The sequence below is a fragment of the Variovorax sp. FG153 genome (genome assembly GCF_057809595.1).
This window is the reverse complement of sequence record NZ_JBMDKG010000002.1, coordinates 249990-272708: the sequence shown is the minus strand read 5'-3', so window position 1 is coordinate 272708 and position 22719 is coordinate 249990. Positions and strand designations below refer to the sequence as shown.

At 69.3% G+C, this 22719-nt stretch carries 23 protein-coding genes; 1 reads left to right on the top strand and 22 read right to left on the bottom strand.

The window, feature by feature from the left end:
* Positions 1 to 7 precede the first annotated feature (7 nt).
* From ACODT0_RS04485 to ACODT0_RS04470, 4 genes are all read right to left on the bottom strand, one after another.
* A complete protein-coding gene (locus ACODT0_RS04485) occupies positions 8 to 877 on the bottom strand; it encodes a GNAT family N-acetyltransferase (protein WP_422097711.1) in 870 nt (289 codons plus the stop codon).
* 11 nt (positions 878 to 888) lie between these two features.
* Entirely contained in the window at positions 889 to 1941 is a 1053-nt protein-coding gene (locus ACODT0_RS04480; RefSeq protein ID WP_489040708.1) for an NAD-dependent epimerase/dehydratase family protein, read from the bottom strand.
* Positions 1938 to 2753, bottom strand: coding sequence for an ABC transporter permease (locus ACODT0_RS04475; protein WP_082321787.1), 816 nt, complete (start codon positions 2751 to 2753; stop codon positions 1938 to 1940). The genes ACODT0_RS04480 and ACODT0_RS04475 overlap by 4 nt, the downstream gene beginning before the upstream one ends.
* A 101-nt stretch (positions 2754 to 2854) precedes the next feature.
* Positions 2855 to 3538 carry a TetR family transcriptional regulator gene (locus ACODT0_RS04470; protein WP_489040707.1) on the bottom strand — a complete coding sequence of 228 codons (684 nt, stop codon included), beginning with the start codon at positions 3536 to 3538 and terminating at the stop codon, positions 2855 to 2857.
* Positions 3539 to 3644: 106 nt separating this feature from the next.
* On the opposite strand from ACODT0_RS04470, the gene ACODT0_RS04465 reads away from it, so the two are divergent.
* A complete protein-coding gene (locus tag ACODT0_RS04465; protein WP_479671963.1) occupies positions 3645 to 4637 on the top strand; it encodes an ABC transporter substrate-binding protein in 993 nt (330 codons plus the stop codon).
* A gap of 22 nt (positions 4638 to 4659) precedes the next feature.
* Here the strand turns inward: ACODT0_RS04465 and mnhG are convergent, their stop codons facing one another.
* The 18 genes from mnhG to pheA form a co-directional block, all read right to left on the bottom strand.
* On the bottom strand, positions 4660 to 5043 hold the full coding sequence (gene mnhG / locus ACODT0_RS04460) for a monovalent cation/H(+) antiporter subunit G (protein ID WP_261207600.1): 384 nt from the start codon (positions 5041 to 5043) through the stop codon (positions 4660 to 4662).
* The gene (locus ACODT0_RS04455) at positions 5040 to 5318 is read right to left on the bottom strand and encodes a K+/H+ antiporter subunit F (protein WP_057589592.1); all 279 of its coding nucleotides are present in this window, start codon (positions 5316 to 5318) and stop codon (positions 5040 to 5042) included. The genes mnhG and ACODT0_RS04455 overlap by 4 nt, the downstream gene beginning before the upstream one ends.
* Positions 5315 to 5806, bottom strand: coding sequence for a Na+/H+ antiporter subunit E (locus tag ACODT0_RS04450; RefSeq protein ID WP_261207567.1), 492 nt, complete (start codon positions 5804 to 5806; stop codon positions 5315 to 5317). Before ACODT0_RS04450 ends, ACODT0_RS04455 begins: the two co-directional genes overlap by 4 nt.
* A complete protein-coding gene (locus ACODT0_RS04445) occupies positions 5803 to 7515 on the bottom strand; it encodes a monovalent cation/H+ antiporter subunit D (protein WP_296730189.1) in 1713 nt (570 codons plus the stop codon). Before ACODT0_RS04445 ends, ACODT0_RS04450 begins: the two co-directional genes overlap by 4 nt.
* The gene (locus ACODT0_RS04440; protein WP_057589595.1) at positions 7512 to 7874 is read right to left on the bottom strand and encodes a Na+/H+ antiporter subunit C; all 363 of its coding nucleotides are present in this window, start codon (positions 7872 to 7874) and stop codon (positions 7512 to 7514) included. The genes ACODT0_RS04445 and ACODT0_RS04440 overlap by 4 nt, the downstream gene beginning before the upstream one ends.
* Positions 7874 to 10834 carry a monovalent cation/H+ antiporter subunit A gene (locus tag ACODT0_RS04435; RefSeq protein ID WP_489040706.1) on the bottom strand — a complete coding sequence of 987 codons (2961 nt, stop codon included), beginning with the start codon at positions 10832 to 10834 and terminating at the stop codon, positions 7874 to 7876. The genes ACODT0_RS04440 and ACODT0_RS04435 overlap by 1 nt, the downstream gene beginning before the upstream one ends.
* A 79-nt stretch (positions 10835 to 10913) precedes the next feature.
* Positions 10914 to 11291 (bottom strand): fluoride efflux transporter CrcB, encoded by a 378-nt coding sequence (gene crcB / locus ACODT0_RS04430; protein ID WP_057589597.1) that lies wholly within the window; start codon positions 11289 to 11291, stop codon positions 10914 to 10916.
* 31 nt (positions 11292 to 11322) lie between these two features.
* On the bottom strand, positions 11323 to 12624 hold the full coding sequence (locus ACODT0_RS04425) for a TRAP transporter large permease (protein ID WP_422097707.1): 1302 nt from the start codon (positions 12622 to 12624) through the stop codon (positions 11323 to 11325).
* On the bottom strand, positions 12617 to 13126 hold the full coding sequence (locus ACODT0_RS04420; RefSeq protein WP_057589599.1) for a TRAP transporter small permease: 510 nt from the start codon (positions 13124 to 13126) through the stop codon (positions 12617 to 12619). The genes ACODT0_RS04425 and ACODT0_RS04420 overlap by 8 nt, the downstream gene beginning before the upstream one ends.
* 22 nt (positions 13127 to 13148) lie before the next feature.
* Complete coding sequence (locus tag ACODT0_RS04415; protein ID WP_057589600.1) at positions 13149 to 14117, bottom strand: TRAP transporter substrate-binding protein; 969 nt, start codon at positions 14115 to 14117, stop codon at positions 13149 to 13151.
* Between the two features lie 236 nt (positions 14118 to 14353).
* The gene (locus ACODT0_RS04410) at positions 14354 to 14680 is read right to left on the bottom strand and encodes a ComEA family DNA-binding protein (RefSeq protein ID WP_489040705.1); all 327 of its coding nucleotides are present in this window, start codon (positions 14678 to 14680) and stop codon (positions 14354 to 14356) included.
* Positions 14681 to 14811: 131 nt separating this feature from the next.
* A complete protein-coding gene (lapB, locus tag ACODT0_RS04405; protein WP_261210203.1) occupies positions 14812 to 15990 on the bottom strand; it encodes a lipopolysaccharide assembly protein LapB in 1179 nt (392 codons plus the stop codon).
* A complete protein-coding gene (locus ACODT0_RS04400) occupies positions 15980 to 16318 on the bottom strand; it encodes a LapA family protein (protein ID WP_261210205.1) in 339 nt (112 codons plus the stop codon). The genes lapB and ACODT0_RS04400 overlap by 11 nt, the downstream gene beginning before the upstream one ends.
* Before the next feature lie 72 nt (positions 16319 to 16390).
* Positions 16391 to 16708, bottom strand: a complete 318-nt coding sequence (locus ACODT0_RS04395; protein ID WP_057589604.1) for an integration host factor subunit beta — start codon at positions 16706 to 16708, stop codon at positions 16391 to 16393.
* Positions 16709 to 16782: 74 nt separating this feature from the next.
* A complete protein-coding gene (rpsA, locus tag ACODT0_RS04390; RefSeq protein ID WP_057589605.1) occupies positions 16783 to 18468 on the bottom strand; it encodes a 30S ribosomal protein S1 in 1686 nt (561 codons plus the stop codon).
* 197 nt (positions 18469 to 18665) lie between these two features.
* Complete coding sequence (locus ACODT0_RS04385; protein ID WP_489040704.1) at positions 18666 to 20678, bottom strand: bifunctional 3-phosphoshikimate 1-carboxyvinyltransferase/cytidylate kinase; 2013 nt, start codon at positions 20676 to 20678, stop codon at positions 18666 to 18668.
* Position 20679: 1 nt separating this feature from the next.
* On the bottom strand, positions 20680 to 21573 hold the full coding sequence (locus ACODT0_RS04380) for a prephenate dehydrogenase (RefSeq protein ID WP_057589607.1): 894 nt from the start codon (positions 21571 to 21573) through the stop codon (positions 20680 to 20682).
* Between the two features lie 19 nt (positions 21574 to 21592).
* Entirely contained in the window at positions 21593 to 22714 is a 1122-nt protein-coding gene (gene pheA, locus ACODT0_RS04375; RefSeq protein WP_296737561.1) for a prephenate dehydratase, read from the bottom strand.
* Positions 22715 to 22719 lie beyond the last annotated feature (5 nt).

The following is a 22719-nucleotide window of genomic DNA, read 5'->3' as shown; positions in this document are numbered from 1 at the left end:
GAAGTCCTCAGCCGAACTCGGGGCCGGCAATGGCGTGGATGAACGAGGGATGACCGGCCGGCGCCGCCGTGCCCGCGGGCGGCAGCGCCATGCGTGCGAAGCCGCGCTGGGGTTCGAAGCCGGCCGCGCGCAGTGCCTGTGCGAGGCGCGCGCGGCCGTCGGGCACGTCGATCAGCACCGGGCCGGCGAGGCCCGCGAGCGCGCGCGGCAGCAGCGCGCGGGCATGGGCCTCGTCGGCCGCGAGCAGCGGGCCGACGTGATGGGCGACGCGGCCCTCGCGCACGAGGGCGAAGGCGCGGCCGTCGCGCACGCAGCGGCTGCCTGGGCGCGCGAGCAGGTCGGCGAGCACCTGGGGGCGGGCGAGGCCCAGGGCCTCGGTGTCGAGCGCGGCGAGCGGTGCGGCATCGGGCCGGTCGACCGGCGCGGGATCGGCCGCATGCGCGAGCGCCTCGCGGCGCCAGCGCGTGAGCCGCCACAGCGGTGCGAAACCGAAGCTCGCATAGAGCGGCTCGCCCTGCGGCGTGGCATCGAGCATCGCGACGCGGCCCTGCGCGCGCACGCGCTCGAGGCAGTGCGCGAACACCGCGCGGCCCAGGCCCTGCCCGCGCGCGGCGGGGGCCACGAGGATCATGCTGATCCAGGCGGCGCCGGGCTGGTTGCGTGGTGCGTCGGCTGCGCGCTCCAGCGGCAGCACAGCGCCGCTCGCGACGATCGTTCCTTCAGCGTCGCGTATCGCATGCACGCTGCCGAGCCGCTCGAACAGCCGCCAGTCCGCCGCGAGCTGGTTCCAGCCGCTGGCCGCGACCAGCGCGTCCAGCTGCGGCAGGTCGCGCGGCGAGAGCGCGTCCAGCGTTTCGACGAGGGCGGTGGCGGACACGGTGTCTTCCTTCAGTACTTGCCGTCGCGCGATTCGAACTTGGTCGGCTTGCCGTACTGGCGCTGCTCGCGCGCGATCCAGTCGGCGACCCAGCCCACGAGCTGCGACAGCGGCACGCGCGGATAGCCGAACAGGCGCTCGGCCTCGCCGGTGTTCATGAGCCAGGCGGTGGGCGCCTCGCTGCCCGCGATCTGCACCGGCTTGCCGAAGCGGCGGCCGAACTCCTCGGCCAGCCAGCGGATCGAGGTGGTCTCGGGGCCGCTCACGTTGAGCGGCGAGGTCGGCACCGTCGCGGCCGCGAGGCAGCGCAGCGCCTGCGCGTTGGCATCGCCCTGCCAGATCACGTTGACGTGGCCCATGGTCACGTCCACCGGCTCGCCGCGCCAGACCTTGCCGGCCACGTCGGCCAGCACGCCGTAGCGCAGGTCGATGGCGTAGCTCAGGCGGAACAGCCGGCCCGGCGTGCCGTGGCGCTGCGAGAAGTACTCGAACATGCGCTCGCGGCCCACGCAGGAGTTGGCGTACTCGCCGGGCGGATTGGGCGCCTCGCTCTCTTGCGCGCCCTGGCCGATCACCGGCACGAAGGGATAGACGCAGGCGGTGGAGAAGGCCACGATGCGCGAGCCGCTGAAGTGCTGCGCCACCAGCGCCGGCACGTGCGCGTTCATGGCCCAGGTCAGCGGGTTGTCGGCATCGGCGCCGAACTTGCGCCCGGCCATGAAGACCACGTTGGGCGTGCGCGGCAGCTGCGCGATCGCCTCGGCGTCGAGCAGGTCGCAGGCCAGGGTCTCGATGCCGTGCGCCTCGAGCGCCTCGCGCACGCCGGCCTCGCTGAAGCGCGCCACCGCGATCACGCGCCGGCCCGGCATCGCGTTCTTCGCCAGCCGCGCGAGCGTCGGGCCCATCTTGCCGCCGACGCCGAGCACCATCAGGTCGCCGTCGATGCGCGCCATGTCGCGCAGCAGGTCGCGCGAGGGCGTGGCGAGGTAGTCCTCGAGCGCGGCCTCTGTGTCGAAGCGTTCGGGGAAGGGGAGGTCGTCGAGCACGGGCGTGGTGGTGTTCATTGGATTCGGGCGTCCTGGGTGATGAAGAGGCGCTCCAGCAGCAGCACCAGCAGGTAGAGCAGCACGCCCAGGCCGGTGATGAGGAGCACGGCCATGAAGACCGCGGGGGTGTCGAGCGAGGCCTGCACCTGGATCATCAGGTAGCCCAGGCCGCGCTCCGACGCGATGAACTCGCCCACCACCGCACCCGCGACCGCGAGGATGGTGGCGACCTTCATGCCCGAGAACACGTAGGGCAGCGAGCCCGGCAGCTGGATGTAGCGAAACAGCTGCCAGCGCGAGCCCTTGAGCGCGCGCACGAGGTCGAGCAGTTCGGGCTCGGTCTCGTTGAGGCCGCGGATCGTGGTCAGCAGGATCGGGAAGAAGCACAGGCTGAAGGTGATCAGGATGTTCGGTCCGATGCCGTAGCTGAACCACACGATCACCAGCGGGCCCATCGCCACCTTCGGGATCATGTTGAGCGTGACCAGCAGCGGGAAGGCCACCAGCATCAGCCGCCGGCTGGTGACGAACAGCAGCGCGCATAGGATGCCGAGCACCAGGCCCAGCACGTAGCCGCCGAACACCTCGAGTGCGGTGACGCCGGTGTTCATGAGCCAGGCGTGCTGCGGATTGGCCAGCGTGGCGAGCACCTTCGAGGGCGCCGGCAGCACGAAGGGCTGGATCTGGAAGGCGCGCACCGCGAACTCCCACAGCAGCACGGCGGCGACGTGCACCGCGACCACCACGGCCCAGCGCTGCCAGGCGGGGCGTTCGCCGGGCAGCGGCGCGGAGCTTGCGGTGGGCGGGGAGGCGCCGTCGGATGCCGTCATCTCAATTCCTGTGGAAGGAAACAATGCGGCGGATCATAGGCAGGCTGGCCGGTCGAGTCAACCAACTAGTTGATAAAAAGCGGCGCGAGGGCCGCGGGCGCTCAGGGCCGCAGCGCGTTGAGCGCGAACTCGATCACGTGGCGCCGGCGCTTGAGCAGCGCGCCGCGCGCGTCGAGCGGCGTGCCGAAGATGGCCGACAGCGTGTGGTTGTTCGAGAAGAAGAAGTAGGAGATGCCGGCGATCGAGATGTAGAGGTTGATCGCGTCGAAGTCGGCGCGGAACACGCCCGCGGCCACGCCGCGCTCGAGCGTGGCCTCGAGCATCTCGATGAAGGGCGAGTGCATCTTCTGCAGCCGCTCCGACTCGTGCAGGTGCTCGCCGCGGTTGCGGTTCTCGTCGGCCAGCATGGCGATGAACTCCGGATGCTCGGCCAGGTAGTCGAAGGAGAAGGCCACCAGCTGCGCCATCGCCTCGCGCGGCTCGAGCGCGCCGAGCTCGAGCTTCTGCTCCTTCTCGCGGATCTCGGCATAGACCGATTCGAGCGCCACCAGGTACAGCCCCTGCTTGTTCTCGAAGTAGTGGTAGACGAGCTGTTTGTTCACGCCCGCGGCGGAGGCGATCTCGTCGACGCGCGCGCCCGCGAAGCCCTTGGTCGCGAACTCGGCGACCGCGGCGGCGATCAGCGCCTGCTTGGCGGCGACGGGGTCGCGCTCGCGGCGCGTGGCGACAGGAGCCGCGGGGGTGGCGGCGGGTGCGGCGGACTTGCGGGAGGTGGCGGAAGGCATGGTCGGATTCTGTCTCCAGGGCGGGAAGGCTTCGATTGCCTGTCAACCAAACAGTTGGTAATATGAATTTCAGGATCTGTTTGTACCTTCTTTTGGAGTGAGCTGCATGAAAAAGCTGTTGTCGGTGGCTGGCGCCGCCGCCGTTCTCGCGCTGCAGGGGCCCGCGGCATTCGCCGCCGATTCCATGAGCCTGATGCTCAACTGGACGCCCACGGCGGACCATGCGCCGCTCTACTACGCCAAGTCCAAGGGCTGGTATTCGGAGGCCGGCATCGACCTCAACATCGAGGCCGGCAAGGGCTCGGCCGTGTCGGCGCAGCGCGTGGGCACGGGCGGCAGCGAGCTCGGCATCTCCGACCTGCCGACCACCATCCAGGCCCGCGGCAAGGGCGCCGACGTGAAGGCGCTGATGGTGATCTACGCCAACAGCCCGCAGGGCTTCTACTGGCTCAAGTCCTCGGGCATCCAGGGGCCGAAGGACTTCGCGGGCCGCAAGATCGGCAACCCGCCGGGCGACGCCGCGCGCCTGATGTGGCCGGCCTTCGCCAAGAAGACCGGGCTCGATCCGGCCAGCGTGAGCTTCGTCAACGTGAGCCCGCAGGCCAAGGTGGCGGCGCTCAAGAGCAAGTCGGTCGACATCATCAGCGACTTCTACAACGAGCACGACCTCAAGGTGCGCGAGTTCGGCGACGACCTCGGCTTCCAGCCCTGGCGCACGGCGGGCGTGAACGTCTACGGCAACTCGCTGATCGTCAACGGCGCCTACCTCGCGAAGAAGCCCGAGCAGGTGAAGAAGTTCGTCGCCGTCACGCAGCGTGCCTACGCAGCCTGCGTGAAGGACTTCGCGCCCTGCCTGCAGGCGCTGACCGCGAGCGTGAGCGGCCTGTCGCCCGACAACCAGCGCGACCAGTGGGAACGCATCAAGCAGCTGATGCGCGACGACACCACCACCAAGGTGGCGCTCGGCGCCTTCGACGGCGCGCGCGTGAAGGCCGACTACGAGCTGGTCTCGTCGCTGATCGGCATCGAGAAGCCCTACGACCCCGCGCTGCTGTTCAGCAACGACTTCCTCGACAGGAACGTGCGCATGGCGCCCTGAGCGCCCGGCACGCCGCGGGCCTTCAGCCCTTGTAGGGCGGGATCGGCCCCTGGTCCGAGGGCGCGGGCGGCGGCACGTCGCCGTGCTTCTGCCGCTCGCGGAACAGCGCGGCGCGCATCAGGAAGATGGTGGTGACGGGCGTGGTGAGCGCCACGAACAGCGCGATCAGGGTCGCGTGCAGGAACAGGCTGTGGCTCTGCACCGAGAAGTAGACGATGGTCGCGACCATCATCGACCACACGCCGCCGGTGGCGCCCAGGGTGGGCGCGTGGATGCGGCGGAAGAAGCTCGGCAGCCGCACCAGGCCGAAGGAGCCGATGGCCGCGAAGGCCGCGCCCAGCACGGCGAACACGCCGGTGACGACCTCGGCCCACAGCGGCAGCGGCCCCACGATGAAATCGCTCATTCGATGACCTCCCCGCGCAGCAGGAACTTGGCCATCGCCGTCGAGCTGACGAAGCCGAACAGCGCGATCAGCATCGCGGCGCCGAAGTACACGTCGCTCGCGTAGACGATGCCCAGCACCAGCATCATCAGCATGCCGTTGATGTAGAGGCAGTCGAGCGCCATCACGCGGTCCTGCGCGGTGGGGCCGATCAGCAGGCGCGCGACGGCGCACAGCATCGCCACCGCGAGCAGGAACAGCGCGAACTTGAGCGACCAGAAGAGGATGGGCGTCATGATTCGAAGATCTCCATCAGCGGACGTTCGTAGCGGCTCTTGATCTGCGCGATGAAGGCCGCCTCGTCGTCGAGGTCGAAGACGTGGATCAGCAGGGTGCTGCGGTCGAAGGCCACCTCGCCCCAGGCGGTGCCGGGCGTGAGGCACATGATCATCGCGAGCACCGCGAGGCCGTTGGGGTCGCGCAAATCGAGCGGTATGCGCAGGAAGTTCGAATGGATCCGGTCGCTGCGGCGCGTGAGCAGCGCGCGCGCCACCGCGAACACCGACAGCGACATGTCGTAGAGCACGACGGCCGACAGCCGCAGCGCCACGCCGGGCCGGCGCATGCGCACGGTGGCGGGCCGCAGGCCCTTGGTCAGCAGCGGCACGGCGACCGCCAGCAGCAGGCCCGACACCAGCGTGCTGGCCTCGAGCGACTGGTTGAGCAGCAGCCAGACGACGAACAGCGCGACCGACAGCGGCGGGGAGGGGATCAGGCGCTTCATGGCGTGCCGGCCTTCGTATCGCCCTTGGGCGCCGGGTTCGGCACCTGCCGCGCGCCCATCACCGCTTCGCGGTAGGCGCTCGGCGTGCGCAGGCCCTCGGCGGTGGCCATCGCGTGGCGCAGCACCGGCTCGGACCAGACGGTGAGCGCGATGCAGGCCGCGATCAGCCCGGCCACCGGCAGCACCTCGAGCGCGGGCAGCGAGGGCAGGTTGCCGTGCGGCTGGGTCCAGAAATGGCGGATGCCGGTGCGGGTCAGCGCGATCAGCGCGAGGAAGCCCGAGGCGATCAGCAGCACGAGGAAGGTCCAGTCGGCGGCGGTGAGGGCGGCGCTCGAGCCCATCAGCCCCGAGAGCATCGCGAACTTGCCGACGAAGCCCGACAGCGGCGGCAGGCCCGTGAGCAGCAGCGTGCAGATCATGAAGCTCAGGCCCAGGAAGGCCACGCCGGCCGGAATGGCGCGGCCGTAGAGCGCCTGCGCGTCGTCGTCGAGGTTCACGTCGCTCAGCGCGCTCAGGTCCTCGGCCAGGAAGGGGGCGGTGCCGGCGGCCTCGTGCGGCGCCACGCTCATGCCGGCGTTGCGCCAGCGCTCGATCATGTCGATCAGCAGGAAGAAGGCCGCCACCGCGAGGGTGGAGCTCAGCATGTAGAACAGCGCACCGGCCCAGACATCGGGCTGGCCCAATCCCACGGCGGTGAGCAGCGTGCCGGCCGAGATCAGCACGCTGAAGCCCGCGAGGTTCGACAGCCGCTGCGTGCCGACGATGCCGATGGCCGCGACGAACAGGGTGGCGATGCCGGCGCCGATCAGCACCACCTGGCCGAACTCGGCCGAGGCGCCGGTGTCGGGCGCGAACAGCACGGTCCACAGCCTCAGCACGGTGTAGACGCCGAGCTTGGTGAGCAGCGCGAACACCGCGCCCACCGGCGACACGGCCGCGCTGTAGGCCGGTACCAGCCAGAAGTTGAGCGGCCAGGCCCCGGCCTTGGCGAAGAAGGCGGTGAACAGGATGGCCGCGGCCGCGTGCACCAGGCCGCGGTCGCCGGGCGCGAGCTCGGCGATGCGCAGCCCCAAATCGGCCATGTTGAGCGTGCCGGTGGCGCCGTACAGCATGGCCGCGCCGATCAGGAACAGCGAGGAAGCGGCGAGGTTGATCGCGATGTAGTGCAGCCCGGCCTGAACCCGCAGCCGGCCCGAGCCGTGCAGCAGCAGGCCGTAGGAGGCGGCCAGCATGACCTCGAAGAACACGAACAGGTTGAACAGGTCGCCGGTGAGGAAGGCGCCGTTCAGGCCCATGAGCTGCAGCTGCAGCAGCGGATGGAAGTGCACGCCCGCGCGGTCCCAGCGCGAGGTGGAGTAGATCGAGGCGGCGAAGGCGATCACGCCGGTCAGCGCCACCATCATGGTCGAGAGCCGGTCGGCCACCAGCACGATGCCGAAGGGCGCGCGCCAGTTGCCCGGCAGGTAGACGCCGATCGAGCCCGGGCCGCCGCCGGTGTCGGCCGCGTTGACCCAGCGCAGCAGCGCCAGCGCGGCCATGAGGCCCACCAGGCCCGAGACCACGCTGAGGAAGGACTTGGTACGGCGGCGCTGCTCGCCCAGCAGCAGCATCAAGGCGGCCGTGAGCATCGGCACCAGGATCGGCACCGCCACCAGGTGCGGCATGCTGATGTCGAGCAAGCGGTCGAGCAGGCTGAAGAGCTCGGTCATTCGCGCGCCTCCTCCTGCTCCTGGCGTTCCTCGCCGTCCACGTGGTCGGTGCCGGTCAGGCCGCGCGAGGCCAGCAGCACCACCAGGAACAGCGCGGTCATCGCGAAGCCGATCACGATCGCGGTGAGCACCAGCGCCTGCGGCATCGGGTCGGCGGTGTTGGCCAGGGTGGCCGCGAAGCCGGGGATCAGCACCGGCTCGCTGTCGACCTTGAGCCGGCCCATGCTGAAGATGAAGAGATTGACCGCGTACGAGATGAGCGTGAGGCCCATGATCACCTGGAAGGTGCGCGGACGCAGCAGCAGGTAGACACCCGAGCCGGTCAGCACGCCGATCGCGAGGGCGAGCACGATTTCCATCAGCGCGCTCCCTCCGGCGTGGCGCCGGCCGCCAGCGCATCCGCTTCGGCCTGCGCCTCCTTCTCGGCCTGCTCGTCGGCCCAGCGATGGCTGCGCACCGACTGGTGCGCGAGCGCGGTGAGGATCAGCATGGTGGCACCGAGCACCAGCGCGAACACGCCGATGTCGAAGAACAGGGCGCTGGGCACGTGGATGTCGCCGAGCACCGGCAGGTGCAGGTGGGCGGTGTGCGTGGTCAGGAAGGGGTAGCCGAAGAAGACAGCGCCGCCGCCGGTGCCCAGCGCGAACAGCAGACCGATCGCGATCCAGCGGCGCGGGTAGATGCGCAGGTGCTCCTCCACCCACTCGGTGCCCGAGACGATGAACTGCAGCACCAGCGCCACCGACATCACCAGCCCCGCGACGAAGCCGCCACCGGGCGCGTTGTGGCCGCGCATGAAGAGATAGACCGCCACCAGCACCGACAGCGGCAGCAGCAGGCGCACCAGCACCGCGGGCACCATCAGGTAGCCGACGGCGGTGTCCTTGGCGCGGCGCGGGTTCAGCAGGTCGCTGCTGCCGTCGTCGGCCTGGGCGCGCTGCTGCGGCGGCAGCGCCATCGATTCGACCGCGGGCCGGAAGCGGCGCAGCAGCGCATAGACGGTGAGCGCCACCACGCCGAGCACGGTGATCTCGCCGAAGGTGTCGAAGCCGCGGAAGTCGACCAGCATCACGTTGACCACGTTGGTGCCGCCGCCCTCGCTGAGCGCGCGCTCGAGGAAGAAGGGCGAGATGCTCTGCGGGAAGGTGCGCGTCATCATGGCCCAGGCCAGCGCCGCCATGCCGCAGCCCGCGACGGTGGCCACCAGCAGGTCGCGGCCGCGCCGGCCCCAGGGGCGCAGGCGCGCGCTCGCGGTCTGCACCGCGTCCTTGCTGCGCATCGGCAGCCAGCGCAGGCCCAGCAGGATCAGCACGGTGGTCACGGCCTCGACCACCAGCTGCGTGAGCGCGAGGTCGGGCGCCGAGAACCAGATGTAGGTGACGCACGAGACCAGGCCCGCGCCCGCGGCCAGCATCAGCGCCGCGAGCCGGTGGAACTTGGCCTGCCAGGCGGCGGCCAGCGCGCAGACGCCGCCGATCAGCCAGGTCATGGCGAACATCGGCGAGAAGGGCAGCAGTTCGCGCGTGCCGGCGGCCGCGGGCGTCTGCTTGAGCGCCGCGAAGGCGCCGGCCACGGCCACCACCACGAGCAGCAGCAGCTGGGTCTGCATGCGGCGCGTGCCGAACAGGCGGCGGCTGCGGCGGCCGGCCTCGCTCAGCAGCGCGATCAGGTGCTCGAAGATCACCTGGCCGTCGAAGCGGTGCAGGAGCGGCGTGTTCTCGAGGCCGCCGGCCGCGCGCTGGCGGCGCTGCAGCAGGTAGAGCCCGGCGCCGCCCGCCAGGGCGACGAAGCTCATCAGGAGCGGCAGGTTGAAGCCGTGCCACACGGCCAGGCTGTACTCGGGCAGGATGCCGCCGACCACGGGCGCGGCCGCGGTGGCCAGCATCGGGCCGACCGACCAGGCCGGCGCCACGCCCACCACCAGGCAGATCAGCACCAGCAGCTCGACCGGCACGCGCATCCAGTGCGGCGGCTCGTGCGGGGGCTTGGGCACCTCGTTGCCGCAGGGCGCGCCGAAGAACACGTCGAACACGAAGCGCGCCGAATAGGCCACGCTGAAGATGCCGGCCAGCGTGGCGATCAGCGGCAGGCTGAAGTCGACCCAGGGCGTGGACTGGATGAACACCGTCTCGGCGAAGAACATCTCCTTCGAGAGGAAGCCGTTGAGCAGCGGCACGCCGGCCATCGAGGCGCTGGCGATGATGGCCAGCGTGCCGGTGATCGGCATCAGCTTCATCAGGCCGCTGAGCTTGCGGATGTCGCGCGTGCCGGTCTCGTGGTCGATGATGCCGGCGGCCATGAACAGCGAGGCCTTGAAGGTCGCGTGGTTCATGACGTGGAACACCGCCGCCACCGCCGCGAGCGGGCTGTTGAGGCCCAGCAGCAGGGTGATGAGGCCGAGGTGCGAGATGGTCGAGTAGGCCAGCAGTGCCTTGAGGTCGCGCTGGAACATCGCGATGAAGCCGCCGAGCAGCAGCGTGATCGCGCCCGCGCCGCCCACCAGCCAGAACCACTGCTCGGTGCCCGAGAGCACGGGCCACAGCCGCGCCATCAGGAACACGCCGAGCTTCACCATGGTGGCCGAGTGCAGGTAGGCCGACACCGGCGTGGGCGCGGCCATGGCGCGCGGCAGCCAGAAGTGGAACGGGAACTGCGCGCTCTTGGTGAAGGCGCCCAGCAGGATCAGCACCAGCGCCACCGGGTACAGCGCATGGGCGCGGATGACGTCGCCCGAGGCCAGCACCACGTCGAGCTCGTAGCTGCCGACGATGCGGCCCAGCACCAGCACGCCGGCCAGCAGGCACAGCCCGCCCGCGCCGGTGACCGTGAGCGCCATGCGCGCGCCGCGCCGGGCATCGCGCCGGTGGTGCCAGTAGCCGATCAGCAGGAAGGAGAACAGGCTGGTGAGTTCCCAGAACAGCACCATCTGGATCAGGTTGCCCGAGAGCACCACGCCCATCATCGCGCCCATGAACGCGAGGAAGAACGAGAAGAAGCGCGGCACCGGATCGGAGGCCGACATGTAGTAGCGCGCGTAGAGCACCACCAGCGTGCCGATGCCCAGCACCAGCATGCAGAACAGCCAGGCGAAGCCGTCCATGCGGAACACCAGGTTCAGGCCCAGCGCGGGCAGCCATTCGATCTCGTGGCGCAGCACGTTGCCGTTGGCGAGCCGCGGAAAGAGCCACGCCGTCTGCACCGCGCAGCCCAGCGCGACCAGCCCCGCGAGCGTGGACTCCCGGTTGCGCGCGTTCGACGGCATCAAGGCCGCCAGCACGCTGGCAAGGAACGGGAGTGCGACGAGCAGGACGAGGGGCATTGCGGTCGATTCTATCGGCCGCCTCTATCGGCGCCGGTATCTATAACCGCAGGACATAAGGCGGTTTTTTCGTGGCCGATCAGGCCGACAAGACCTGCACGGTGCGGATGCCCAGCCAGGTCAGGCACAGCGATCCGCCCAGGTGGGCGGCGGCCGTGACCAGGGCCACGCCGAGCCGGCCTTCGAGCAGCATGGTCGTGACTTCGGCCGAGAAGCTCGAGAAGGTGGTGAGGCCGCCGAGGAAGCCGGTCACCAGCGCGAGCCGCCAGACCGGATCGAGGTTGGGCAGCAGCTGGAAGGTGGCGACGGCCAGGCCGACCAGGTAGCCGCCGATCAGGTTGGCGGCCAGCGTGCCCCAGGGCATGAGGCCGCCGACACCGAGCCAGAGCGCGAGACCCCAGCGGGACAGGGCGCCGATGGAGGCGCCGACGCAGATCGCGAGAATCGGAACGAGCATGCGGCGATTGTCGGCCCGGGGCGTGAAAGCTTCAGGGCGCCATCTGCTGCGGTAGCCAGGTCACGAGCTGCGGCACGAAGTAGATGAGCAGCACCGCGGCCACCATCAGGAAGAACATCGGCAGCGTCACGCGCGCGATGTACAGCAGGTCCTTGCCGGTCATGCCCTGCAGCACGAACAGGTTGAAGCCCACCGGTGGCGTGATCTGCGCCATCTCGACCACCAGCACGATGAAGATGCCGAACCAGATCGGGTCGATGCCCGCCGAGATCACCGTGGGCATGATCACGCCCATGGTCAGCACCACCATCGAGATGCCGTCGAGGAAGCAGCCCAGCACGATGTAGAACAGCGCGAGCATCGCCACCAGCTGGAACTTCGACAGGCCCAGCGAGCCGATCCATTCGGCCAGGTGGCGCGGCAGGCCGATGTAGCCCATGGCCAGCGTGAGGAAGGCCGCGCCCGCGAGGATCAGCGCCATCATGCAATAGAGGCGCGTCGCGCCCAGCAACGCTTCCTTGAAGCTGTGCCAGGACAACGAGCCCTGCACGCCCGAGATCACCATCGCGCCCACCACGCCCACGGCCGCGGCCTCGGTGGCCGTGGCGATGCCCGCGTAGATCGAACCCAGCACCGCGGCGATCAGCAGCGCCACCGGGATCAGCGACATCGAGGCCTTGAGCTTCTCGGCGAAGGGCAGCCTGGCGTCCGCGGGCGGCACGCGCTCGGGATGGCGCAGGGCCCAGAACGCGATGTAGCCCGAGAACAGCAGCGCCAGCAGGATGCCCGGCACGATGCCCGCGATGAACAGCCGCGCGATCGACACGTCGGCGCTGACGCCGTAGACGATCATGATGATCGACGGCGGGATCAGCAGGCCCAGCGTGCCGGCGCCGGCCAGCGTGCCGATCACCATGTCGTCGGGATAGCCGCGGCGCTTGAGCTCGGGCAGGCTCATCTTGCCGATGGTGGCGCAGGTCGCCGCGCTCGAGCCCGAGACGGCCGCGAAGATCGCGCAGCCCACCACGTTGGTGTGCAGCAGCCGGCCCGGCAGGGCCTGCATCCAGGGCGCGAGGCCCTTGAACATGTCCTGCGACAGCCGCGTGCGGAACAGGATCTCGCCCATCCAGACGAACAGCGGCAGCGCGGTGAGCGTCCAGCTCGAGGCCGAGCCCCAGATGGTGACCGCCATCGCGTCGCCCGCGGGGCGCGAGGAGAAGACCTGCATCGCGATCCATGCGACGCCCGAGAGCGTGAGGCCGATCCACACGCCGCTGCCCAGGATCAGGAACAGCGAGAGGATCAGGAGGCCGGCGATCGCGATGTCACTCATGGCGCAGCGCCTCCGTTCCGGCCGCCCTGGCCGGGCGGCCCCGCCACTCGATCACGAACTCGTCGATCGCGGCGATCGCGAAGACGACGACGCCGAGTGCCATCGACAGCTGCGGGATCCACAGCGGGGTGGCGTCGTTGCTCGTGGAGATGTCGTGGTAGTCGAACGATTGCCAGGCCAGGCGCACGCTGTACCAGGCGAACAGCAGCGCCAGCAGCGCCGCCGCGCCCATGGCCCAGCGCTCGAGCCAGCGCTGCGCGGCGGGGGGCAGGTTCTGCAGCACCAGCGTCACGCGGATGTGCTCGGCGCGCTTGAGCGTGTGCGCCAGCGCGAGGAAGCCCGCGCCGGCCATCATGTAGCCGGCATAGGCGTCGATGCCGGGAATGTTGAAGTGAAGCTGGCGGCCGATGATGGACAGGAGCACCGCCACCAGCAGGCCCACCATGAAAAGCGCCGCCAGGGCGGCGGCGCTCATGTAGAGAAAGTCGAGCGTCTTGCGCATCGGGTGCCGTCGGGACGCTCGCTCACATCTTCTTGTAGGCGTCGACCACGGCCTGGCCCTCGGGGCCGGCCTTCTCGGTCCATTCCTTGATCATGGTGTCGCCGACCTTCTTCATGTCGGACTTGAGCTGGGCCGAGGGAACGTGCACCGTCATGCCGTTCTTCTTGAGCAGGTCGAGGTACTCGAGGTTCTTCTTCTTCGACAGGTCCCAGCCGCGCTTCTCGGCATCGGCGGCGGCCTTGAGCACGGCGTCCTGCGTGGGCTTGTCGAGCGCGTCGAAGGCCTTCTTGTTCATCAGCACCGCGTTCTTCGGCAGCCAGGCCTGGGTGTCGTAGAAGTTCTTGATGTACTCGTAGGTCTTGGTGTCGTAGCCGGTGGAGCCCGAGGACATGTACGACTCGATCACGCCGGTGGCCATGGCCTGCGAGAGCTCGGCCTGCTGCACGGTGACGGGCTGCGCGCCGACCAGTTCGCCGATGCGCGCGGTGGCGGGACTGTAGGCGCGCCACTTCACGCCCTTGAGGTCGGCGGCCGAGGCGATCTCCTTCTTGACGAAGATGCCCTGCGGCGGCCAGGCCACCGTGTAGAGGAGCTGGATGCCCTGCTCGGCGAGCTTCTTCTCGAGCGCGGGCTTCTGCGCCTGGTAGAGCTTCCAGGCCGCGTCGTAGCTGTCGGCCAGGAAGGGGATGCCGTCGGCACCGAAGAGCTGCCACTCGTTCTGGTAGTTCACCAGCAGGATCTCGCCGAGCTGCGCCTGGCCGCCCTGCACCGCGCGCTTGATCTCGGGCGCCTTGAACAGCGAGGCGTTCGAATGCACCGTGATCTTGAGCTTGCCCGCGCTGCCCTTGTCCACGTCGCTCGCGAACTGCGTGATGTTCTCGGTGTGGAAGTTGCTGGCCGGATAGGCGGTAGGCAGGTCCCACTTGGTCTGGGCGAAGGCCGCGGCGCCGAGGGTGAGGCCCGCGAGGGCAATGCCGAACTTGTGATTCATGAGCGCTCCGGTTCGTGTGAAAGTGAAAACGAAAGCGAGCATACGTGCAAATTCCGGGCCACTTGCTGAGGCCTTTCCCTGTCATGGTGCGCGCCGGCGTTGCGTTCGCGGCATGACTTCGGGATGAAGAAAGCCGCCGCGCGGAGGGTTCCGCGGGCGGCCCTGGCGAGGCCGGCTGCGCGGCCTCGCGAACCCGTCATGGGTCTGCCGATGCGGGTCTCGATCGGCCTCGTTCGTTATTGCTTGGCGGCGCTCTTCACCGCCTTGTCGCTCCTGGCGGCCACGGGTGCCTCGCCGCCCGCGTAGGCCTTGCCGTTGACCGTGAGGCCCTCGGCCGAGAGCTTGGCCGCGGCCTTTTCCTTCACGCCCTTCACGCGCTGCATGAGATCGGCCCAGTCCTTGAACTCGCCCTGCTTGCGCGCGTCGAGGATGCGCTTGGAGAGCGCGGGTCCCACGCCCTTGAGGCCATCGAGATCGGCTTCGCTGCCCTTGTTGACGTCGACCGCCGCGAACGATGCGGCAGCGAACAGCAGGGTGGCCGTGGCCACGATTTTCTTGAACATGTTTGAACTCCCTCGTTGATGCTTTTGATGCGCCGACAAGACGTCGGCTTCGGCTCAACGAGGGCTTCGAACGGGGCGTTGACGGCCGCGTGCGAGCGGCCACCATTGTTCAGCAAGGTGATCGAAGCTGCTCAGAGCTCTTCGACGCGGCGCGGCGGATAGCTGTCCCAGGCCTGGCAGCCGGGGCAGTGCCAGAAGTGCTGGTGCGCCTCGAAGCCGCACGCCGCGCAGCGGTAGCGCATCAGCGGCCGCGTGGCCTGGTCGAGCGCGCGCTGCACCTGCGGATGGAACTGCTCGTGCTCGAAGCGTTCGCCCGCGAGCCAGCGCGAGGCCGCGACCAGCGAGGGCTGGTGCGCGAGATGCGCGATGTAGCCGTCGCGCGGCACGGGCTGCGCGCCCTCGGCCTCGGGTGCGGTGTCGGCGGGTGCGCCGCCGAGCGCGATCAACGCCTCGAGCACGTCGATCGACGGCGATTCGGCATAGCGCCGCTGCAGCAGCGCGAGCGCCTCGGGCGTGCGCTGCGCGGCCACGGCGGCCTGCTGCAGCGCGGCGGCGTACAGCGGCAGCGCGAGCGGCGCGGTGTCGCTCAGGGCCACCAGGGTGTCGAAGGCGGCGCCGGCCTCGCCGCTGCGCAGCTGCAAGGTCGCGGTGTCGATGGCCGGGCGCGGTGCCTGCGGCGCCTGGGCCACGGCCTGCTCGAGCAGGCGGCGCGCGGCCGCGAGGTCGCCCATGCCGACCTGTTCGGCGGCCTGCTCACACAGGTGATGCGCGCGGCGCGTGCCGTAGCTGGCCTGGTCGGATTCGTCGAGCTTGCGCGCCACGTCGGCGGCCTGGCTCCATTCGCGCGAGCGTTCGTAGATGGCCAGCAGCGCGAGCCGTGCCTCGTTCTCGTAACGCGTGCCCTCGAGCTTCTGCAGCGCCGCCTCGGCGCGATCGAGCAGGCCGGCGCGCAGGAAGTCCTGCGCCAGCGCGTGCTGGGCGCGCTCGCGGTCGCCGCGGCTCAGGTCGCCGCGGCCGAGCAGGTGCTCGTGCACGCGCACCGCGCGCTGGTACTCGCCGCGGCGGCGGAACAGGTTGCCGAGCGCGAAGTGCAGCTCCTGCGTGTCGGGGTCGTTCTGCACCGCCTCGATGAAAGCGTCGATGGCCTGGTCCTGCTGCTCGTTGAGCAGGAAGTTGAGGCCGCGGAAGTAGGCCTTGGGGGCCTGGCGGTTCTCGAGCTTGAGCTGGCGGATGTCGAAACGGGAAGCCAGCCAGCCCAGGACGAAGGCGACGGGCAGGCTGATCAGCAACCAGCTGGGATCAAAGTCCATGTTGGCGTACGGCGGGAAGGTCGGTGGCGGCGATGGTCGGCGCCGGGGTGGTGGCCGGCACGGCGGCCGTCGCGGTGGGCGTGGGGTTGCCCGCGGTCGTGGCCGGCAGTTGCGCGGCGGCGCTGCGGTGCTTCCACCAGCCCGGCAGCATGCCGAGCGCGCCCACCACGAGGCCGCCCGCGAAGGCGGCCAGCACGACCAGCACCAGCGGCGCGCGCCAGTAGGTGCCGAAGAAGAAATAGACGGTCGCGTCGTGCTGGTTGTTCAGCGCGAAGGCGAAGAGCGTAAAAAAAATGGCTGCCTTGAGCAGCCACAGGAGGTATTTCATGCGCGGTCCCGTTGGCGGGACGATTCTACGGTTGCACCTGCGCCGGATGGTCCGCGCCGATGGGGGCCGGGTTCAGGCCTTCGGCGTCGTCTTGATGCCGAGTTCGGCGCTGCGGGCGTCGACCGCCTCGCGCAGGGCCTTGCCGGGCTTGAAGTGCGGCACGCGCTTCTCTGGAATCTGCACGCTCTCGCCCGAGCGCGGGTTGCGGCCGATGCGCGGCGGACGCCGGTTGACCGAGAAGCTGCCGAAGCCGCGGATCTCGATCCGGTGCCCGCGCACCAGGGCATCGCTCATCGCGTCGAGGATGGTCTTGACGGCGTATTCGGCATCCCGGTGGGTGAGTTGCGCAAAGCGCGCTGCGAGTTCTTCGACGAGGTCAGAGCGGGTCATAGGTCAAAGCAAAAGCAGGGGCGAAAAAAAAGACAGAGAGGCCACCAGGGCCTGCTCTGTCTTCGGGCGACGGCTTACTTGTCGCTGTTGTCCAGCTTGGCGCGCAGCAGGGCGCCCAGGCTCGTCGTGCCCGCGTTCTCGCGTGCCGACTGCTGGCTCAGGCTGGCCATGGCGCCTTGCTCGTCGACCATGTCCTTCTGCTTGATCGACAGCTGGATGTTGCGGGTCTTGCGATCCACGTTCACGACGATGGCCGTGACTTCGTCGCCTTCCTTGAGCACGTTGCGGGCATCTTCGACGCGGTCGCGCGAGATTTCCGAAGCACGCAGGTAGCCGATGATGTCTTCGCCCAGGTCGATCTCGGCGCCGCGGGCGTCGACCGTCTTGACCTTGCCGGTCACGATCTGGCCCTTGTCGTTGACCGTGGTGAAGGTGGTGAACGGGTCGCTGTCGAGCTGCTTGATGCCCAGCGAGATGCGCTCGCGGTCCACGTCGACGGCCAGCACGATCGCTTCGACTTCCTGGCCCTTCTTGTAGTTGCGAACGGCGGTTTCGCCGGCTTCGTTCCACGAGAGGTCCGAGAGGTGAACCAGGCCGTCGATGCCGGCAGCCAGGCCCACGAACACGCCGAAGTCGGTGATCGACTTGATCGGGCCCTTGACGCGGTCGCCACGCTTCGTGTTCTGAGCGAACTCTTGCCACGGGTTGGCCTTGCACTGCTTCATGCCCAGGCTGATGCGGCGCTTGTCTTCGTCGATCTCGAGGACCATGACTTCGACTTCGTCGCCCAGCGAGACGATCTTGTTCGGAGCGATGTTCTTGTTGGTCCAGTCCATTTCCGAGACGTGCACCAGGCCTTCGATGCCGGGTTCGAGCTCGACGAACGCGCCGTAGTCGGCAATGTTCGTGACCTTGCCGAACAGGCGGGTCGATTGCGGGTAGCGGCGCGAAACGCCCATCCACGGGTCGTCGCCCATCTGCTTGAGACCCAGCGAGACACGGTTCTTCTCGGTGTCGAACTTGAGGATCTTGGCGGTGATTTCCTGGCCGGCCTGAACGACTTCGCTCGGGTGGCGGACACGGCGCCATGCCATGTCGGTGATGTGCAGCAGGCCGTCGATGCCGCCGAGGTCCACGAACGCACCGTATTCGGTGATGTTCTTGACCACGCCGCGGACAACAGCGCCTTCCTTCAGGGTTTCCATCAGCTTGGCGCGTTCCTCGCCCATGCTGGCTTCGACCACGGCACGGCGCGACAGCACGACGTTGTTGCGCTTGCGGTCGAGCTTGATGACCTTGAATTCGAGGGTCTTGTTCTCGTACGGGGTCAGGTCCTTGATCGGACGCGTGTCGATCAGCGAGCCCGGCAGGAACGCGCGGATGCCGTTGACGAGCACCGTGAGGCCGCCCTTGACCTTGCCGCTGGTGGTGCCGGTGACGAAGTCGCCCGATTCCAGCGCCTTCTCGAGGGCCAGCCACGAAGCGAGGCGCTTGGCGGTGTCGCGCGAGAGGATGGTGTCGCCGTAGCCGTTTTCAACGCTGCCGATGGCAACGGAAACGAAATCGCCGGCCTGGACTTCGAGCTCGCCCTTGTCGTTCTTGAACTCTTCGATCGGCACATACGCTTCGGACTTCAGACCGGCGTTGACGACGACGTGGTTGTGTTCGACACGCACGACTTCGGCCGTGATGACCTCGCCGGTGCGCATTTCGGAACGCTTCAGGGACTCTTCGAATAGGTCGGCAAAAGATTCAGACATTTATGGTTCCTTCCGTCAGGCAGGGTTGGCAGGCGCTCTTGCGACATTGCGTGCGACTGCACTGGATCTGGAGACGGCGGTTGGTTGTGGGCGGAAGCCCGGTTGGTTGAACAACCAGAAGGCCGGTGCGCTGTCGCGCGAAGGGAGCCTTCTGGAGCGGTAGGCGCCTCCCGGAACACCCGGTGGGCGCGAGCCTTTCAAGCGGACTCGAAAGGCTGCACTTGTCGCCACCAGTCCAACACCGTGTCGATCGATTGCTCGATCGAGAGCTGGGAGTTGTCGAGGTGGCGCGCGTCCTGCGCCGGCTTCAAGGGGGCGACGCTGCGGGACGAGTCCCTGGCGTCGCGCGCCTCCAGATCGGAGCGAAGACTGTCGAGTGTAGTCGAAATACCCTTTGAAATCAACTGCTTATGGCGCCGCTCGGCGCGCTGGGCGGCGCTCGCGGTCAGGAACACCTTGAGCGCGGCGTCGGGGAAGATCACCGTGCCCATGTCGCGGCCGTCGGCCACCAGGCCCGGCAGCCGGCGGAAGCGCTGCTGCAGGCCCAGCAGCGCCTCGCGCACGGCCGGCAGCGTGGAGACGCGCGAGGCGTCCATGCCGGCGGCCTCGGAGCGGATGTCCTCGCTGACGTCCTCGCCGTCCAGCAGCACCTTGCCCTCGACGAACTGCAGCGGCAGGGCGGCGGCCAGCGCGGCGATCCGCGCCTCGTGCGCGGCGTCGGCGCTCAGGCCGGCGCGGCGCATGGCCAGACCGGTCACGCGGTAGAGCGAGCCCGAGTCGAGGTAGTGGTAGCCCAGCAGGCGCGCCACTTCGGAGGCCAGCGTGCCCTTGCCCGAGGCGGTCGGGCCGTCGATGCTGATCACCGGAATGTCGGCGGCCGTGGAGACCGAGAACAGGGTCTCGAAGTAGTCGGGGAAGGTCTTGGCGACGCAGTGCGGCTCGAGGATGCGCACCGGCACCCGCGCCGGGTTGAAGGCGGCGAGCGAGAAGCACATGGCGACCCGGTGGTCGTCGTAGGTGCGGATGCTCGCGGGCCGCCAGCCGGCCGGCGCCAGCGGATGCACGCGGATGAAGTCGGGCCCGGCCTCGACCGTGGCGCCGAGCTTGCGCAGCTCGTTGGCCATGGCGTCGATGCGGTCGGTTTCCTTGACGCGCCAGCTCGCGATGTTGCGCAGGGTGCTGGGGCCGTCGGCGTAGAGCGCCATCACGGCCAAGGTCATCGCCGCGTCGGGGATGTGGTTGGCGTCGAGGTCGATGGCCTTGAGCGGCCAGGCGCCGCGGCGCACCGCGAGCCAGTTCGGGCCGCTGTCGATCTCGGCGCCCATCTGGCGCGCGGCGTCGACGAAACGGATGTCGCCCTGGATCGAATCGGCGCCCACGCCCTCGATCCGGATGCCGTCGGGTCCGGACGCGGCCGTCGCGATGGCGCCCAGCGCGATGAAATAGCTGGCGGACGAGGCGTCGGCCTCGACGTGGATGTCGCCCGGCGAGCGGTAGCTGCTGCCGGCGGGGATCGTGAAGCGCTCCCAGCCGTCGCGCCGCACCGCGATGCCGAAGCGCGCCAGCAGGTTCAGCGTGATCTCGATGTAGGGCTTGGAGATCAGCTCGCCGACCACCTCGATCGTGATGTCGCTGGCCGCGGCGAGGGGCAGCGCGAGCAGCAGGGCGGTCAGGAACTGGCTCGAGACGTCGCCGCGCACGCGGATCGGGGCGTCGAGCACCAGTTCGCCGTGCGGCACCGGGTGGATGCGCAGCGGCGGATAGCCGGGATTGCCGAGGTAGTCGATGCGGCAGCCCAGCTGGGTGAGGGCGTCGACCAGGTCGCCGATCGGGCGCTCGTGCATGCGCGGCACGCCGCGCAGCTCGAATTCGCCGCCCAGCAGCGACAGTGCCGCGGTCAGCGGCCGCATCGCGGTGCCGGCGTTGCCGAGGAACAGCGAGAGCAGCTCGGTGTTGCCGATCGCCCGGCCGCCGATGCCGGTGATGCGCACCTGCTTGCCGGCGGGCTCGACGCCGCAGCCCAGCGCGCGCAGCGCATCGAGCATGACGCGCGTGTCGTCCGAATCGAGCACGTCGTGCAGGGTGGTGGTGCCGCTCGCGAGCGCGGCCAGCAGCAGCACCCGGTTCGAGATGCTCTTGGAGCCGGGCAGCTGCACCGTGCCCGAGGCGCCGGTCAGCGCGGGGAGATCGAGAAAGGCCGAGGCGTACATCTCAAGCGTCCTGCTGCGAATCGGGTGACGACGAGGCGCCGGGCTGCCAGGCGGCCCGAACCCGGCGGGCGCGCGCGATCGACTGCTCGAGGGCCTGCGATTCGCCCTCGGCCATGGCGTTCTCCATCTCGAGCAGCGCGGCGCGGAAGGCACGCGACTGCGCCAGCACCTGCTCTCGGTTGGCCAGCAGCACGTCGCGCCACATCACGGGGTCGCTCGCGGCGATGCGCGAGAAGTCGCGAAAGCCCGGGCCCGCCAGGCCCAGGAAGCGATCGCCCTGCGGCTGGCCGGCGAGGCCGTTGACGTAGGCGAAGGCCAGCAGGTGCGGCAGGTGGCTCACGGCGGCGAAGGCGCCGTCGTGCTCCTCGTGGGTCATGGTGAGCACGTTCGCGCCGATGCCGCTCCAGACCTGCGAGGCACGCTGCACGTTGGAGCGCAGCGTGGACTTGATCGGGGTGAGCACCACTTGCCGGCCGGTGAACAGCGAGGCCTCGGCATGCTCGATGCCCGAGACTTCCTTGCCCGCGATCGGGTGCGCCGGCACGAAGTTGCCGAGCTGCCCCTGCAGGCCACGGCGCGCGGCTTCGATGACGTCGCCCTTGGTGGAGCCGACGTCCATCACCAGCGCGTCGCTGCCGATGCCGTGGCGGATCGCCTTGAAGGTGGCTTCCGAGGCCGCCACCGGCACGGCCAGCAGCACGATGTCGGCGCCCGACACCGCCAGCAGCGCCGAGGGCGCGGCGACGTCGATCACGCCGAGCTGCCGGGCCTTCTCGGTGGTGGAGGGCGACTTGCTGTAGCCCACCACCCGTTTCACCAGCCTGGCGCGCTTCAGCGCCAGCGCGAAGGAGCCGCCCATCAGGCCGCAGCCGATCAATCCCAGTTGCTCGAACATGTGCTTGCTTGCGACGGACTCAGGCCTTGACGGGGTAGGCGCCGAGCACCTTGTAGAACGCGCAGAGACCGCGCAGCTCGGCCAGCGCCGCGGCCACGTTGGGCTGCGAGGGATGGCCGTCGAGGTCGATGTAGAAGTAGTACTCCCACTGCCCGGTGCGCGCGGGGCGCGACTCGAAGCGGGTCATCGACACGTTGTTGACCTTGAGCGGCACCAGCAGGTCGTGCACCGCGCCCGGCCGGTTGGGCACCGACACGATCAGGCTGGTGCAGTCGCGGCCCGAGGCGGGCGGCATCGCGAGCGTCTGCGGCAGGCAGATCACCGAGAAGCGGGTGCGGTTGTAGGAGTCGTCCTGGATCGCGTGGGCCACGATGTGCAGCCCGAAGCGCGTGGCCGCGCGTTCGCCGGCCAGCGCCGCGAAGGCCGGGTTGGCGGCCGCGAGGCGTGCACCCTCGGCATTGCTCGACACGGCGCGGCGCTCGGCATGCGGCAGGTGCTTGGTCAGCCAGCCCTGGCACTGGGCCAGCGCCTGCGGATGGGCCAGCACGGCTTCGACGCCCTCGAGCGAATTGCTGCTGCGCAGCAGGTGGTGGCGCACCAGCAGGCTGACCTCGCCGACCACATGCGTGGGCGAGTGCAGGAACAGGTCGAGCGAGCGCGTGACCACGCCCTCGGTCGAATTCTCGACGCCGACCACGCCGTACTGGGCGCTGCCGGCGGCGGTGGCGTGGAAGACCTCGTCGAAGCTGGCGCAGTAGATCAGGTCGGCGGCGCCGCCGAAGTACTCGATGGCGGCCTGCTCGCAGAAGGTGCCCTCGGGGCCGAGCACCGCCACGCGCTGCGGCGACTCGAGCGCCAGGCAGGCCGACATGATCTCGCGCCAGATCGCCGCCACGTGCAGGTCCTTGAGCGGACCGCCGTTGCTCTGCTGCATCTTGTCGATGACATGGGCCACCCGGTCGGGGCGGAAGAACGGCGTGCCTTCGCGTTTCTTCACTTCGCCGACCAGCTCCGCCACGTGGGCTCGCTCGTTGAGCAGGCGCAGCAGTTGCTGGTCGAGCGAATCGATCTGCACGCGCAGATCGGCGAGGCTTTCGGAATGGTCGGGGGAGGAGGGCGGGGTAGGAGCTGGGGCGGTCATCGGTG

Bases quoted from the DNA above. Each gene is read 5' to 3' on its own strand.
- ACODT0_RS04380 (WP_057589607.1), bottom strand. From the start codon at position 21,573: ATGTTCGAGCAACTGGGATTGATCGGCTGCGGCCTGATGGGCGGCTCC.
- mnhG (WP_261207600.1), bottom strand. From the start codon at position 5,043: ATGAGCGATTTCATCGTGGGGCCGCTGCCGCTGTGGGCCGAGGTCGTC.
- ACODT0_RS04450 (WP_261207567.1), bottom strand. From the start codon at position 5,806: ATGAAGCGCCTGATCCCCTCCCCGCCGCTGTCGGTCGCGCTGTTCGTC.
- pheA (WP_296737561.1), bottom strand. From the start codon at position 22,714: ATGACCGCCCCAGCTCCTACCCCGCCCTCCTCCCCCGACCATTCCGAA.
- ACODT0_RS04465 (WP_479671963.1), top strand. From the start codon at position 3,645: ATGAAAAAGCTGTTGTCGGTGGCTGGCGCCGCCGCCGTTCTCGCGCTG.
- ACODT0_RS04470 (WP_489040707.1), bottom strand. From the start codon at position 3,538: ATGCCTTCCGCCACCTCCCGCAAGTCCGCCGCACCCGCCGCCACCCCC.
- rpsA (WP_057589605.1), bottom strand. From the start codon at position 18,468: ATGTCTGAATCTTTTGCCGACCTATTCGAAGAGTCCCTGAAGCGTTCC.
- ACODT0_RS04425 (WP_422097707.1), bottom strand. From the start codon at position 12,624: ATGAGTGACATCGCGATCGCCGGCCTCCTGATCCTCTCGCTGTTCCTG.
- ACODT0_RS04400 (WP_261210205.1), bottom strand. From the start codon at position 16,318: ATGAAATACCTCCTGTGGCTGCTCAAGGCAGCCATTTTTTTTACGCTC.
- ACODT0_RS04435 (WP_489040706.1), bottom strand. From the start codon at position 10,834: ATGCCCCTCGTCCTGCTCGTCGCACTCCCGTTCCTTGCCAGCGTGCTG.
- ACODT0_RS04420 (WP_057589599.1), bottom strand. From the start codon at position 13,126: ATGCGCAAGACGCTCGACTTTCTCTACATGAGCGCCGCCGCCCTGGCG.
- ACODT0_RS04455 (WP_057589592.1), bottom strand. From the start codon at position 5,318: ATGACGCCCATCCTCTTCTGGTCGCTCAAGTTCGCGCTGTTCCTGCTC.
- ACODT0_RS04475 (WP_082321787.1), bottom strand. From the start codon at position 2,753: ATGACGGCATCCGACGGCGCCTCCCCGCCCACCGCAAGCTCCGCGCCG.
- ACODT0_RS04445 (WP_296730189.1), bottom strand. From the start codon at position 7,515: ATGACCGAGCTCTTCAGCCTGCTCGACCGCTTGCTCGACATCAGCATG.
- ACODT0_RS04440 (WP_057589595.1), bottom strand. From the start codon at position 7,874: ATGGAAATCGTGCTCGCCCTCGCGATCGGCGTGCTGACCGGCTCGGGT.
- ACODT0_RS04415 (WP_057589600.1), bottom strand. From the start codon at position 14,117: ATGAATCACAAGTTCGGCATTGCCCTCGCGGGCCTCACCCTCGGCGCC.
- ACODT0_RS04385 (WP_489040704.1), bottom strand. From the start codon at position 20,678: ATGTACGCCTCGGCCTTTCTCGATCTCCCCGCGCTGACCGGCGCCTCG.
- lapB (WP_261210203.1), bottom strand. From the start codon at position 15,990: ATGGACTTTGATCCCAGCTGGTTGCTGATCAGCCTGCCCGTCGCCTTC.
- ACODT0_RS04480 (WP_489040708.1), bottom strand. From the start codon at position 1,941: ATGAACACCACCACGCCCGTGCTCGACGACCTCCCCTTCCCCGAACGC.
- crcB (WP_057589597.1), bottom strand. From the start codon at position 11,291: ATGCTCGTTCCGATTCTCGCGATCTGCGTCGGCGCCTCCATCGGCGCC.
- ACODT0_RS04410 (WP_489040705.1), bottom strand. From the start codon at position 14,680: ATGTTCAAGAAAATCGTGGCCACGGCCACCCTGCTGTTCGCTGCCGCA.
- ACODT0_RS04395 (WP_057589604.1), bottom strand. From the start codon at position 16,708: ATGACCCGCTCTGACCTCGTCGAAGAACTCGCAGCGCGCTTTGCGCAA.